Annotated in this window: 11 protein-coding genes and 1 pseudogene; 1 reads left to right on the forward strand and 11 read right to left on the reverse strand. The window is 71.1% G+C overall.

Translation table 11 applies throughout. From position 1 onward, the window contains the following. Positions 1-71 precede the first annotated feature (71 nt). From J3P44_RS01380 to J3P44_RS01415, 8 genes are read right to left on the reverse strand one after another with little or no spacing between them, the layout of a single operon-like run. A complete protein-coding gene (locus tag J3P44_RS01380) occupies positions 72-1,187 on the reverse strand; it encodes an SMP-30/gluconolactonase/LRE family protein (RefSeq protein ID WP_255888434.1) in 1,116 nt (371 codons plus the stop codon). Further along, entirely contained in the window at positions 1,184-2,530 is a 1,347-nt protein-coding gene (locus tag J3P44_RS01385) for an FAD-binding protein (RefSeq protein WP_255888435.1), read from the reverse strand. Before J3P44_RS01385 ends, J3P44_RS01380 begins: the two co-directional genes overlap by 4 nt. Then, positions 2,527-3,330 carry an aspartate/glutamate racemase family protein gene (locus J3P44_RS01390; RefSeq protein ID WP_255888436.1) on the reverse strand — a complete coding sequence of 268 codons (804 nt, stop codon included), beginning with the start codon at positions 3,328-3,330 and terminating at the stop codon, positions 2,527-2,529. Before J3P44_RS01390 ends, J3P44_RS01385 begins: the two co-directional genes overlap by 4 nt. Next, positions 3,327-4,760 carry an FAD-dependent oxidoreductase gene (locus J3P44_RS01395; RefSeq protein WP_255888437.1) on the reverse strand — a complete coding sequence of 478 codons (1,434 nt, stop codon included), beginning with the start codon at positions 4,758-4,760 and terminating at the stop codon, positions 3,327-3,329. The genes J3P44_RS01390 and J3P44_RS01395 overlap by 4 nt, the downstream gene beginning before the upstream one ends. Then, entirely contained in the window at positions 4,760-5,356 is a 597-nt protein-coding gene (locus J3P44_RS01400) for a cysteine hydrolase family protein (protein ID WP_255888438.1), read from the reverse strand. The genes J3P44_RS01395 and J3P44_RS01400 overlap by 1 nt, the downstream gene beginning before the upstream one ends. A 44-nt stretch (positions 5,357-5,400) precedes the next feature. Then, positions 5,401-6,120 (reverse strand): SDR family NAD(P)-dependent oxidoreductase, encoded by a 720-nt coding sequence (locus J3P44_RS01405; protein WP_255888439.1) that lies wholly within the window; start codon positions 6,118-6,120, stop codon positions 5,401-5,403. Then, entirely contained in the window at positions 6,117-7,526 is a 1,410-nt protein-coding gene (locus J3P44_RS01410) for an FAD-dependent oxidoreductase (protein WP_255888440.1), read from the reverse strand. The genes J3P44_RS01405 and J3P44_RS01410 overlap by 4 nt, the downstream gene beginning before the upstream one ends. After that, complete coding sequence (locus J3P44_RS01415; RefSeq protein ID WP_255888441.1) at positions 7,523-8,482, reverse strand: isocitrate lyase/PEP mutase family protein; 960 nt, start codon at positions 8,480-8,482, stop codon at positions 7,523-7,525. Before J3P44_RS01415 ends, J3P44_RS01410 begins: the two co-directional genes overlap by 4 nt. Positions 8,483-8,619: 137 nt before the next feature. On the opposite strand from J3P44_RS01415, the gene J3P44_RS01420 reads away from it, so the two are divergent. Beyond that, on the forward strand, positions 8,620-9,471 hold the full coding sequence (locus J3P44_RS01420; protein ID WP_255888442.1) for an alpha/beta fold hydrolase: 852 nt from the start codon (positions 8,620-8,622) through the stop codon (positions 9,469-9,471). 114 nt (positions 9,472-9,585) lie between these two features. Here J3P44_RS01420 and J3P44_RS01425 read toward each other — a convergent pair whose 3' ends face one another. The 3 genes and pseudogenes from J3P44_RS01425 to J3P44_RS25715 form a co-directional block, all read right to left on the reverse strand. After that, positions 9,586-10,383, reverse strand: coding sequence for an IclR family transcriptional regulator (locus tag J3P44_RS01425; RefSeq protein WP_255888443.1), 798 nt, complete (start codon positions 10,381-10,383; stop codon positions 9,586-9,588). Between the two features lie 220 nt (positions 10,384-10,603). Further along, entirely contained in the window at positions 10,604-11,896 is a 1,293-nt protein-coding gene (locus tag J3P44_RS01430; RefSeq protein ID WP_255888444.1) for a TetR/AcrR family transcriptional regulator, read from the reverse strand. 184 nt (positions 11,897-12,080) lie between these two features. Beyond that, a pseudogene (locus tag J3P44_RS25715) lies at positions 12,081-13,097 on the reverse strand (multidrug effflux MFS transporter); the annotation flags it as partial. Positions 13,098-13,191 lie beyond the last annotated feature (94 nt).

The raw sequence follows: 13,191 nt of genomic DNA on the forward strand, positions 1-13,191 counted from the left end.
AACGAGTCGCCGCGCAGCACCCGTCAAAAGCACGGCGCCTCGTCCGGTGAGGTACTTGTGGCCACGCCTCGTCAGCGGGCTCGCAGGACTGCGATCCGCTCCCCCTTGACGCTTCCGATCCAGATCTGGCCACTGACGGGGGCCGCGACGGTGGGGACGCGGAACCGCTTCGTCTGCGAACGGAAGATCGTGCGGACCCGCATGGTGTCCGGATCGACCCGGAGCACGCGGATGCCGGCGGGGCATTCGGCGATGTCTCCACGCTGGCATGCAATGAACTGCGGCTCGGTGATGTCCTGGCCGGTCAGGAGTAGGCGCCCGTCGGCTGTCCAGCGCAGGTTGTCAGGCTTCAACGGTACTGACACGGAGACTTTGGCATTGCCCGCGAAGCCACGGCGCAGCGGGATCCGATAGACCTTCCGCTCGCCCCAGGCGGCCACCACCACCGACGCGCCGTCGGGGGTGACTTCGATGCCGTTGGCGCCGCCGAGGGCGGACCGGGGAACCGTCCGCCAGCCACGGCGCCGGCTCCACTCACGTACGTCGCCGGTCTTCTCCCCGGTGAACATGCCGGCGAAGGGATTCGGCGAGGTCGGGTCAAGGAAGTTCGACACGACGAAGCCAGCTGACCGAGGCAGCGGAGCCACCCCGTTGGGGAACGTTCCCTCCGGCATCTCCGCGCACCCGATCCAGGTCAGGCGCAGCACCTGACCCGTCTTCGCGTGCCCGACCCGGAACACCTCGATGGCCTCGCGGCCGCCATGGTTGACGACGTACAAGGTGGAGCGACCACGCTGATCTGTCTCGATGTTGATTCCGTGCGGTGAGGCCTTGGCCGGGTCGGGAGGGCCGGGACAGTCGGCATAGGTGTCCTTGTCCCATGCGGTGCGCCAGGGGCTGTCGGGCCAGATCTCGGTGACGCTCCGCGTCCTGGTGCTCATCGAGTAGAGGTGACCGACGCTGCCCTCGGCCAGGGGGTCCGCGGCGAGGCCGCTCACAACGACTTGGCGGGTGCCGGGGACAGCCACGACGTCCTCGGGCGATGGTGGTGCGGGCACAAAGGAGAGACGATAGGTGACCCGGTCGACGGGGCCGATGGCCTGCGCGCCGGGAGCTGCCGCGGCGACGAGCGCGAGTGTCGATGTCAGGACGAGTCCGACGATCCGGTGTGGGGCAGTGTTCCTCAACTGGTGCTCCTCTGGTGGGTGGGGTGACTTGTGGGGACGCCGGCCAAGGCGTTGCCGACGATCCAGCCCATGCCGAAGGCCGAGAGCAGTCCGTTGCCGGAGCTGTAGCCGTCGGACGACGGGCCGGCCAGGCCGCAGGCCGTGCCCCCGGCGGCGTAGAGCCGAGGGATCGGGTTGCCGTCAGCGCCAAGGACTCGTCCGGCGGGGTCGACCACGACACCGCCCTGGGTGGTGAGCACCCCGTGGGTGACCCAGGCCAGGTGGTACGGCGCTGCGAGTCGCCGTCGTCCCGCCCGGGGGAGGAGCGACTGGTCGAGCACCTCGGCGGAGATCTCGAGTCGTGCGGCGAGCGCCGCCGTCGTCGGAAGCTGCTCGATAGCCCCGGCGGCCAGCGAGTCACGCATCATCTCCGACGCCACTGTCGCGGCCATCGCCGTCGCGTCCCACACCATGGCGGCGCGTTCCCCAGGCTGCTGCTGGAGGATGCCGGCCATCGAGGAGTAGCCGTGTGCCTCCTCGTCGACGAACCGCAGCCCATCGGTGTCGAGCAGGACCGCGCCGTTGAACTGGAGGGCGGGGGAGACTCGCGTGCCGTGACCGACCACGACGAGTCCCGATCGCAGTGCGGAGCCCATGTTGCGGAGCTGCGCGCCGAGTCCGGTCAGCCAGACGATCGCGTCGCCGGTGTTGGTCGACGTGCCGCCGTGGAAAGGGGCGCCGAGATGGGGCAGATGCTGGGCCATGAGGAAGGGATCGGCAGCGAAGCCGTCCGTGGCGACGACCGTCGCGGCTGCCGTGACTTGCTCTCGCGCACCGTTCTGTTCCACCACGAGGCCGCTGATCCCAGCCGCGGAACCGAGCAGTCCGACGACCGGGCTCTCGTCCACGAACGCCACGTTGGGTTGGGCGTCCAGCAGCCCCCGCAGGTGACGGACCAGGCGAGCGCCACCCAGCCGTCCGGTGTCGGTGTGCAGGCGCGGCACTGACATGCCGGCTCGGGGCATGTCGGTGCCAATCTCCATTGGGTAGCCGGTGTCGGCGATCCACTCGACGATGTCGGGAGCGACCTCGCAGAGGGCCTGGACGACCGGCCGCCACTCCTCGTCACCGCTGGCCGCCAGGATGTCGTCGGCATGCTGCTGCGGCGAGTCCTCGATGCCTGCGTCCCGCTGGAACCGGGTGCCGCCGGCCGCGAGGGAACCGCTCGAGATCGCGGCGTTGCAGCCCTCGCGGGTCGACTTCTCAAAGACCGCGACCACGAGGTCCTCGTCGAGGGATGCACGCAGCGCCGTCATGAGGCCCGCGGCGCCGCCCCCCGCGACGGCGACGTCGACGTCCGTCACGCCAGGGACTCCGGGACGCCGTAGAACGAGCGCGCTGCATCGACGAGCTCGCGCGACGGCTGGGACCCGTAGAACCCCACCCGGCTCGGCCGGATCCCGCTCGAACGGTGCTGTGCGCCGCGGAGCTCGGCGACCCGCGCGCAGGTGCCGAGCGAGTCCAGGACGGGGGCTCCGTCCACCTCGACCAGGCCCTGGTCGGCAAGGAACACGTTGAGCGGACCCTCGCCCGGCACGATCACGGTCGCCCCTGCGGCGATTGCCCGGCGGGCGGCCGCGGCGAAGGCGTCCAGCAGCGGCTGCGGGTTGTCGTACGCCGCCATCACGTCGGTGAAGCCGGCCTCCACCTGCACGATCGGGCCGACGAGCTGGTCGAGACGGTAGTTGCGGAAGTTGCGTCGCAGCTGCGGGACCAAGGCGCCGATGAAGTTGACGATGCCGACGCAGTCGCCGAACTGGGCCGCCATCAGCACCGAGGTCTGGCCGAACGCGACGACCGGGATGTCGACGAGCGTGCGGACCTCTTCGAAGCCGGTGTCGGGGATGGTTCCGATGAGGAACGCGTCGTAGCCCTCGTCCTGCGCGCGCAGCGCCGCTTGTACGAACTGCTCTCGGTGGAGGCCGGAGAGGTAGACGTGGCCGATGTGCGTGCCGGGATAGTCACTCGGATAGGTGCCCTCGGCCATCCCGTGCAGGTCCATCGTGGTGTCCGGACGGACCTGGCCGGCGAAGTGGCGGTGGAGCGCGTCGCGATAGTGCGGCACGTCGTCGAGGACGGTGAAGCTCTGGTGCCAGATCCTCATCCGCGCGCCGCCTCGCGTCCCGCGATCCGGCCGAAGGTCGCTCCGCGCAGCACGGACGTCGAGCCGGTGTAGTTGGAGTAGTAGAGCCCGGTCATCTCGCCGGCCGCCCACAGGCCACGGACCACGCGGCCGTCGTTGTCGACGACCTCTGCCGCGGCGGTGGTCTTGAGACCGCCGAAGGTGAACACGTTGGCGGCCATGATCGGATAGGCCTCGAACGGACCCACGTTGATCGAGCGCGCCCAGTTCGACTTGGGCGGGGCGATGCCGCTGGTCGCCAGGCCGTCGGGCGCGAGCGGCGAGAAGTCACCCTCGCCGCACGCGGCGTTGTACGACGTCAGCGTCCGCGCGAGCGCCGCGGCCGGCGCGCCGATCGCGGCCGCCAGCTCTTCGATCGTCCCCGCCACCAGCGGCGGGACCTCGGTGCGGATCCCGGAGCGGATGTTGGGCACGGCGAGCGCCTGCTGGTCGAGCACCACCCACGCGATGCCGCCGGGCTGGGCGGCGATGTCGCGGGTGGTTCGCTCGTACCACGCGTCGATCGGGCCGCGGGCCTCGTCGACGAACCGCTCGCCTTCGGCGTTGACGAGCACGCCGTAGGGAAAGCAGAAGATCGCAGCCTCGGGCTCGCCGGATCGCGGGTCGACGGGCTCGGCGTGGAAGAGCGAGAAGTTTCCGGCCGTGGCGGCGCCGACGGCGAGCGCCATCTCGATGCCCTCGCCCTTGTTGTAGTTGCCACCACGGGCCACGGGACGGGAGGTGAGCGCCCGGTCACCGTGGTAGCGGGCCATCATCTCGGCGTTGCCCTGGTAGCCGCCCGAGGCCAGCACGACGCGTCCGCCGAAGGTGACCCCGCCGGCGGGAGTGTCCGCGACGACGCCCTCGATGCCAGAGGCGCCGGTGACGAGCGAGCGGGCGGTGGTCTCAAAGTGGAACTCGACCCCGAGCCCGCGGGCCGCCTTGCCCATGCTCTCGACGATGGCGAGCCCACCGCCGACCGGCGCCATGCGGGTGGTGGAGGTGGTGAGGAAGGGTGTCGGCAGGAAGTCGTAGCGCACGCCATACGTGCCCATCCAGGCCAGTGTCTCGGGTGCGGAGGCCGCGAGCTCGGCGACGTAGTCGGGGTCGACGGCGTGGTGCGCCTTGTAGAGCGGCGAGCGCCGCTCGGGGGAGCGCGCCGCGTCGGCCATGATCGACGGGTCGGGGTGGCCCATGAAGTCGTCGACGAGCGTGTCCTCGAGCCCGTCGGCGGTCTCCTCGAGCGACTTCATCCGCAGGAACGCCTCGGTGTAGCGAGTGTTGCCGCCGGTCTCGGCCTCGGGCGACCGCTCCAGGATCGCGACGCGGGCCCCGGCCTCCGCGGCGGCGCAGGCGGCGGTCAGGCCGGCGACACCGCCGCCGACGACCACGACGTCGTAGTCGTTGCCCATCACATTTCACCCAGCAGGGCGACCGACGTGGTGACGGTGCCGAAGAGCGGCAGCATGTTCTGCACGGAGAAGTCGTGGAAGTCGGCGCGGAACGACGCGCACATGTCCTCGACGATCGTCACCTGGAGTCCGGCGTCGCTGGCGTGCCGGGCCGCCGACTCGACGACCAGGTTGGTGGCGACGCCACCGAGCACGAGCTCGGTGATGCCCTCGGCGGCGAGGACATCGCGCAGCGGCGTACCGACGAACGGGTCGACGCAGCCCTTGTCCACCACCGGCTCGCCCTCGATCGGCGCCAGCTGCGCGACGATCTGCGCCTCGGGGGAGTCGGCGAGCATCGCCCGCTGGTCGGGGTAGGCGTCGAAGCGGGGGAGGCGGTTGGTCCGCAGGGTGTACGTCGGGTCGAAGGCGAGGCGCACGTGCACCACCAGCCAGCCGGCGGTGCGGGCCGCGGACAGCACCTTCTCGGCCGTGGCGAGCACGCCGCGCTCGGCGACCTGCGCGGCCAGCGGCGGCATTCGCAGGTGCGGGCCCTCCTCGCAGAGCGCGACCTGGTAGTCCATCAGGAGGAGCGCGCGGTCCGGGGCGTTCGTCATGGTCGTCTCTTTTCGGTGCGGGGAGGGTGCGGGTGGGGTGCGGGTCACCAGGCCGACCAGCCGCCGTCGACGTACAGGACCTGTCCGGTCACGTACGACGAGGCGCTGGAGGCCAGGAAGAGGAGGGGGCCGGCGAAGTCGGCGTCCGGGTCGCCGAGCCGACCGAGCATCGTGCGGTCGCAGAACCAGTGGAGCCGCTCGGGATCCGCGCCGAGCGCGGCGGTCATCTTGGTGGGGTAGAAGACGCCCGGGGCCAGGCAGTTGACGGTGATCCCGCGCGGGCCGAGCTCGGCGGCGAGGGCACGGGTCACGTTCGCGACGCCGGCCTTGGAGGCGTAGTAGGCGGACTCGGCGATCGGGCCGACGCGCTCGGCGTAGACCGTGCTGAGGTTGACGATCCGGCCCCTGTTACCCAAGGCCGGCGCGACCTCGCGAGCGAGCAACCAGCTGCCGGTCAGGTTGACGCGGACCACGTGCTCGAACTCCGCAACTGTCGTCTCGTCGTAGGCCTTGCGGAGCATCACGCCGGCGGCGTTGACGAGCACGTCGATGCGGCCGTGCCGCTGGAGCACAGTCGCGACCAGAGCCTTGACCGATGCCTCGTCGGTCACGTCGACGGGGAGGAGGTCGTCGTGACTGTTGAGCTCGGCGCGCACCACGGTCGCGCCGTGGTCGGCCAGCGCGCGGGCGGCGCGCTCGCCGAGGCCGCCGGGCGCGGCTCCGACCACGAGAGCCACGTCGCCAGTCAGGTCGAAGGGGCTCACCACTCGAGCTCACTCTCCTCGGCCGCGGCGCGGGTGCCGGCGAGACGACCGAAGATGCCGGCCTTCCCGATCGAGGTGCCGGTGATGTACCCGGCGCCGTGGAACCCCCCGATCACCTCGCCGGCGGCGTACAGCCGGTCGATCGGCTCTCCGAACACGTCCAGCACACGCAGGTGGGTGTCGACGGTGAGCCCGCAGTAGGTGGCGAGCACGACGCTGCCCGACGGGTGGGCGAAGAAGGGCGCCTGCTCGAGAGGGAGGGGTGTCCCGACCGATCCCGACAGGTGCTCGCGCCCGAGCGGGTCGGGGGTGCCGGCGCGGATCGCGGCGTTGTAGTCGCTGACGGTCGTGACCAGGGAGCCGGACGGAAGGCCGAGGCGTTCCTCGAGCTCCTCGACGGTCTCGCCGCGGACGAGCAGGCCCGAGCTCTCTCGGCCGGCGAAGTCGTAGATCGGGACCTCGTCGCTGGACGCGGCGAGCACGCGGCTGTCGAACACCTGATAGGTCGTCACCCCCGGCTGAGCGAGCGCCCGGTCGCCGATCTCCTTGTAGTTGCGGGACTCGTCGACGAAGCGGCGGCCCTCGCGGTTGACCGAGATGGCGCCCTTGTAGACCGCGAGGATGCCGGTGCCGTCCTCGTCCGGGTGCATCTCGTGGAAGTGGCCGTAGGTGGCCTTGATGTAGGGAGTGTCCACCACGCCCGCGCCCAGCTGCCACGCCATCAGCAGCCCGTCGCCCTCACAGCCGGCGCCGCCGGCCCGGAGCGCGTGCTCCATCTGCGGGGCGAACCGGGCGAGCAGGTCGGGGTTCTGGGAGAAGCCGCCGGTCGCGACGACGACGGAGTCGGCCAGCACGCGCCGGGTGCCGTCGGGGGTGCGCACGTCGACGCCGACCACCCGGCCGCCCTCGTGCGCGAGCCGGTCGGCCGGAGCGTCAAGGACGACCCGCGCACCGAGCCGCCCGGCCGCCTTGAGCAGATGGACGAGCATCGCCGTCGTGTCGGTGGGGTGGGAGCGCGGCGCCGACTGCCCCGAGGCGGCGTGCACCTCCCCGTAGCGGACGCCGTGGGCCTTGAGCCAGTCGTACGTCTCGAGCTGGTGCTCGCAGTAGAGGTCGACGAGGCGCTCGTCGTTGCGGTGCTGCCCGACCTCCAGCAGGTCCTTGCGAAGCAGCTCGACGGAGTCCGCGATGCCCTGCGCCTGCTGCTCGGCGGTGCCGGCGAACGCGGACAGGCCGGCCGACTTGACCGTCGAACCACCGATCTCGGAGGTCTTCTCCAGCATCACCGCGAACTGGCCGCCCTCGGCCGCGGCGAGCAGCGCCGCACAACCGGCCAGGCCGGAACCCAGGACGAGGACGCCGACCCGCTCGGGCAGCTCGGTGTCGTAGGGCAGTCCCGGGATCATCGCCGGCCGTCCCACGGCCGGTCGAGCGCCGACTCGGCCGCCGTGAACTCCGGCAGGTTGACGAGCGCCTGGCGCTCGGCCCAGCTCGCCATCTGGTCCGCCCGCGTGGCGGTCTCACCGTGCTCGGCGAGGTGCGCGAGCGCAGAACGCGCGGCGAGCATCATCGAGCGCATCAGGTAGTTGGCGTAGAGGACGACGCCGAAGCCGAGGTCGGCATACTCCTTCACCGCGAGCTCGGGTGTCTTGCCGCCCTCCACCACGTTGACGAGCAGAGGTACCCCGGCTAGCTCGCGACCCACGAGCGCGAGCTCTTCGACGGTGCGTGGCGCCTCGATGAAGAGCAGGTCCGCACCTGCCTCGACGTACGCCTTGCCGCGGGTGATCGCCTCGTCAATGCCGTGCACGCTGCGCGCGTCGCTGCGGGCGATGATCACCAGGGCGTCGTCGGTGCGGGCGTCGGCAGCCGCGGCCAGCTTGGTCTGCATGTGTCCGGTCGGAATGAGGGCGTGGTCGTCGAAGTGCCCGCACCGCTTGGGCATCTCCTGGTCCTCCAGCTGGATCGCAGCCGCACCCGCCCGCTCGAGCAACCGGATCGTGCGCATCGCGGTCAGCGGACCGCCATACCCGGTGTCCGCGTCGACGACGACCGGCAAGCGGGTCGCCTCGGTCAGCCGGCCGACGTGGTCAGCGACCTCGCCGAGCGAGATCAGGCCGAGGTCCGGCACGCCGTACTGCGCATTGGCCAAGCCGGCACCCGTGGCGTACGCCGCGGCGAACCCGGCGGTCTCGACGAGTCGCGCCCCGAGCGCGTCGGTGATGCCCGGGACGACGAGCGGCTCGGGGGCCGCGATCGCCGCCCGCAGCGCGAGACGGCGCTCATGCGCGGTCGGCATCGGGCCGACACCCGTCAGGGCCTCGATGTTCGCTGCGTTCACAGCACGGTGCTCCAGCGTCATGCAGCGAACCGTGCCACCACGACCGGCCGTTGGTCTTCGATCGCGTCCCGCTGTGCGGCACGCGATCGGAGCGGGCCCGACGGTTGGGCACGTTCAATGGCCGAAGACCTCGAGAGAACCCCGAACAGGAGCAACCCATGAGCGCACCACTCACCGATGAGGGCACGACCCGCTTCGTCGAGACCCCCAGCTGGAAGCTGAAGTACAACGAGGCCGGCGAGGGCCATCCCGTGATCCTGCTGCACGGCAGTGGGGCCGGCGCGACCGGCTGGAGCAACTTCGCCCCCAACATTGCTGCCCTGGCCCAGGACTTCCGGGTGCTCGCCCTCGACGCACCAGGCTGGGGCCAGTCCGACGCCGCGACGTCCGACACCTACGACCACCCCGCCGCGGTGCTGGAGTTCATGGACGCCCTGGGCATCGAGAAGGCCGCGCTGGTCGGCAACTCGATGGGCGGGATGACGGCGATCACCTTCGCCGCGCGCTACCCCGACCGCATCTCCCACCTCATCACCATGGGCCCGGGCAGCTTCTTCTCCGTGCCCACCATGTTCGGGCCCGGCGACGGCCCGAGCGAGGGACTCAAGATCCTGCAGGAGGGCTACCGCAACCCCACTCCGGCGGTGATGAAGCGGCTCGTGGGGATCATGACCTTCTCCCCCGAGCACGCCACCGACGAGCTCGCCAAGCAGCGCGCCGACAACGCCTCCGCGCGACCTGATCACCTGGCCAACTTCCTGGAGAGCTTCGCCAAGCGCGGGCCGGTCCCCACCGCGGCGACGCCGCAGGAGATCACCAGCATCACGACGAAGGCGCTGCTCATCCACGGCCGTGACGACCGCGTCGTCCACTTCGAGCACTCGCTGCGCCTGGTCTCGATGATCGCCGACTCGCGCCTCGTGCTGCTCAACCGCTGCGGCCACTGGGCGCAGCTCGAGCACGCGCACGAGTTCAACCGCCTGGTGCGGTCGTTCATCACCGACAACTGAGCCGCTCACGACGTCGGCCCCCGACCGGGAAGGTCGGGGGCCGCCGTCGGTGCCTGGCGACGTACGACGATCCGGTTGCCCGAGCGGCCGGACCGTCACACGTCCCGACGCGGCTCAGGCAGCGAGGTCGCGCGAGATCGCGGCGGCGGTGCGCTGCACCAGGGGAGCAGCGTTGGCCGGGTTGAAGCCGATCGCGTTGCCGGACATGGAGATCGCACCGACTGCGCGTCCGTCGACCAGGATCGGAGCCGCGGTGCAGACGAGGCCGAGCACGACCTCCTCCCGGTCGTGCGCCACACCCTCGGCATGCACGCGACGCAGCGTCTGGAGGAACCGGGCCGGGTCGGCGACGGAGTAGCGCGTGCGGCGCTGCAGGCCCTCGTCGAGGACCGAGGCGATCACCTCGCGCTCGCTGAACGCGAGGATCGCCTTGCCCAATGCCGAGCAGGCGGCGTTCATCCGGCCGCCGACGCGGGTCGGGACACTCATGGTCTGGGGGCCCGCCATCTTCTCGAGGTAGACGACGTCGGTCTGCTCGAGCACGGCCAGGTGGACGGCGGCCTTGCCGCCGGCGCCGAGGAACAGGTCGGTCAGGTGCGGCGCCGCGGTCTCGCGCAGGCCCTCCGGGCGGCACAGCGGCACGCTGTTGCCCAGCTCGAAGAGCAGGCGGCCCAAGCAGTAGCCGCGGCCGTCGCGCTCGACGAAGCCGCTCTGTTCAAGGTAGGCGAGCAGCCGGAAGGCGGTCGACTTGGGGACCCCGGCCAGGCGGGAGATCTCGCTGACCCCGAGGGTCGGCCCGTGGGTCCGGAACGTGTCGAGCAGCTGGAGCGCCTTGGTGACCGAGGGCACGACGTCGCGCTCCAGCTCGGACGACAGGTCTGCCGACTGCTGCTCCATCTCGATGACGGTCATGTGCATCTCTTTCCGGCCCGATCCTGCTGGCGTGGGCGGCCGGTGTGACCGCTGCCACGTTCTGTAGTGATCGTTACTGTAGCGATCGTTACAGGGAAAGGGAAGCCCTTTCCTCATGTCGTTTCGGAGCGTGGCGGCAACATCGCAGTCCAGGCCGTCGTCCGGTTGCGATCTGCTGCCACCCGAGAACGGCGCGCGCGGCCCTCGAAGAGGCCGGGGCTCAGGCCTGGCGCGCGGGAGCGACGGCGGCTTCGAGGAGCCGCGTCACGAGGTCGCCGAAGACGGCCGGGTCCCACGTCTCGGTGTCGAGCTGATTGGAGAAGAACAGCCCGTCGGAGAGCGCCATGAGGGCGATCGAAGCCGGTGTCGCGACTCCGGCGAAGACAGGGCTGGCGTCGGCGAACCACTCGTCGGTCGCATGGCGGGCGTGCTGGCGCACCTCCATGAACCGCGCCCGAGCCGCGGGCGGGTCATCGCGGCGCAGCAGGAGCAGGAGGTAGCCGAGCCGAAGGAAGATCGGTTGGTCCACGAGGCTGCCGAGGCTGACCGACAGGTGGCTGCGGAGCTCGTCGGGCCACGAGCCGTCGGAAGCCGGCGGGTCCCACGCCGGCTGCTCGGCGTACCACTCGGCGTAGGAGTGCTCGACCACCGCACCGAGCAGGTCGTCCTTGTCGGTGAAGTGCCAGTAGAGCGAGCTCGCCGGCAGTCCGGCCTGCTGGCAGATCCGCGCGATGCTGGCGCCCTCGTAGCCGCTCTGTGCCGCGACCTCGCCGGCCGCGCGGAGCAGCCGGAGCCTGCTGTCGCGGCTCTCCGGCGCCGGATCGGTGGACGTACGACGAGGTGGTGGGGCCGGTGCCGGGACGTTGCCCGTCACCAGCTGGTGGGCCACCGCGTCGAGGCCCACCGCCAGGAATGTCAGCGTCTCGGCGACGTCATCGGTGGGCCCAGCGAGGCAGGCGACGAACATGCCGTCGAGCGCGGCGAGGGTGAGCCTGGCGAGCCGCACCGCGTGCCGCCGCCCGGCCTCGGAGCCGGCAGCGACGCCCTCGTCGGCTTCGAGCGCCGCGGCCCACCACTCCTCCAGCCGTTCGAGCGCCACCCTGCGGATGCCGAGGAACCGCTCGCGTGGAGCGGTGCCGACGGCGGGACCGGTCTCCAGCGCGAGGAGCAGTCCCATCCGCCAGTAGTCGAGGCGGTCGTTGGCGCTGAGCACGACCTTCTCCAGCTCCGCATGCAGTCGCGCGGCGCGGGGAAGCGAGATGTCCATCGTCGACCACGGGGTCGCGTGCGACCGCCAGACTTCGAAGCCGTGGGCGACTGCCTCGGCGATGAGCTGGTCCTTGCTGCCGAAGTGCCAGTAGACCGAGCTGGCGGGGAGCCCGGTCGCCTTGGTGATCCGGGCCATCGTCGTGCCGACGTAGCCCCGTTCGCCGGCCAGCTGCAGGGTCGCCTCGAGGAGGGCGAGGCGTGAGCTCTCTCCCCGATCGTTGGCGCGCGTTCGCTGCTTGGGCATTGCGGGAGTCTAGACCGGGCTCGGAGCAGCGACGCGGGTGCTGACAGCCAGGGCGAGGAGCGCTGCGACGCCCATCGCGAGACCCATCGCAAGGCCGGTCGTGCCGTTGATCGAGAGGAGGGGCCGGTACAGCGGCGCCCAGGAGGAACTGGCTGGTGCCGAGGAGTGCGGAGGCCGATCCGGCGATGCTGCCGTGCGGAACGAGGGCAAGTGCTGTCGCGTTGCCGAAGCTCATCCCCAGGCCACAGAGCACGAACCACAGGGGCACCAGGATGACGCCGAGGGACGCGTCGAGGGCAAGCGCGACCGCTTGGCAGCACGCCGCCGTTGCCAGCACGACGAGCCCGACCCGGAGCATCAGGGCCGGCCCGCGCCGGGCGACCAGCCGGGCGTTGACCTGGCCGCCGACGACCATGCCGATGGCGTTGGCGCCGAAGATCCACGAGAACGTCACGGGCCCGACGCCATGGTCTTCGCGGAACACGAAGGGGCTCATCGAGATGTAGCTGAAGAGGATGACACCCATGCATCCCGCCATGACGAGAAAGCCCAGGAACGCGCGGTCGCGCAGTAGGACGCCGAAACCGTTCGGCGAACCGGCTGCCCGCGGTTGCCAGGTCTCCTCGAGCAGCGCCAGGGTCGCCACCAGCAGCACGGCGCCGATGATCCCGAGCGTCACAAAGATGCCCCGCCAGTCCGTCACCCGCAGGAGCTGCCCGCCGATCATCGGGCCGACGACCGGAGCCAGGCCCATCACCAGGATCAGCTCGGAGAAGATCCGGGCGGCGCGTGCCCCGTCGTACACGTCGCGGACGACGGCCCGGGCGACGACGAGGGTGGCGGCAGCCGCGAGCCCCTGCGCGAGCCGGAGCCCGAGGAGCATGGTGATGTCGTCGGCCAGGGCGCACAGGAACGACGTGATCGCCAACAGCAGCACGCCGACCCGCAGCGGCGCGAGTCGGCCGATGCGGTCGCTGAGCGGTCCGGCGACCAATTGCCCCAGGGCCAGGCCGACGATCGAGACGGAGATCGTCAGCTGCGCCGCGGCCTCGGTGGTGCCGAGGGACCGCGCCATGTCGGGCAGGGCGGGCAGGTAGAAGTCGGTCACCAGCGGCGCGGCCGCGGTGAGGGCCCCCAGCAGAACCAGGGTGCGCAGCGGCAGCGTCCGCAGCTCGGTGGCACCACTGGTCGAGGTCGTCATGCGGCACAGCCTGTCAACGGGCGTCCGCCCGCATCACATCGCCGTTCCCCTCTCCGGAACGTTCCACCTGCAGGCACGCAGTGCTCACCACTCA

It is taken from the genome of Nocardioides astragali (assembly GCF_024436375.1).
Classification (GTDB): Bacteria; Actinomycetota; Actinomycetes; order Propionibacteriales; family Nocardioidaceae; genus Nocardioides; species Nocardioides astragali.

Coding starts and splice junctions, on each gene's coding strand:
- J3P44_RS01390 (WP_255888436.1), bottom strand. CDS start 3,330: ATGAGGATCTGGCACCAGAGCTTCACCGTCCTCGACGACGTGCCGCAC.
- J3P44_RS01395 (WP_255888437.1), bottom strand. CDS start 4,760: ATGGGCAACGACTACGACGTCGTGGTCGTCGGCGGCGGTGTCGCCGGC.
- J3P44_RS01400 (WP_255888438.1), bottom strand. CDS start 5,356: ATGACGAACGCCCCGGACCGCGCGCTCCTCCTGATGGACTACCAGGTC.
- J3P44_RS01410 (WP_255888440.1), bottom strand. CDS start 7,526: ATGATCCCGGGACTGCCCTACGACACCGAGCTGCCCGAGCGGGTCGGC.
- J3P44_RS01415 (WP_255888441.1), bottom strand. CDS start 8,482: ATGACGCTGGAGCACCGTGCTGTGAACGCAGCGAACATCGAGGCCCTG.
- J3P44_RS01420 (WP_255888442.1), top strand. CDS start 8,620: ATGAGCGCACCACTCACCGATGAGGGCACGACCCGCTTCGTCGAGACC.
- J3P44_RS01425 (WP_255888443.1), bottom strand. CDS start 10,383: ATGACCGTCATCGAGATGGAGCAGCAGTCGGCAGACCTGTCGTCCGAG.
- J3P44_RS01430 (WP_255888444.1), bottom strand. CDS start 11,896: ATGCCCAAGCAGCGAACGCGCGCCAACGATCGGGGAGAGAGCTCACGC.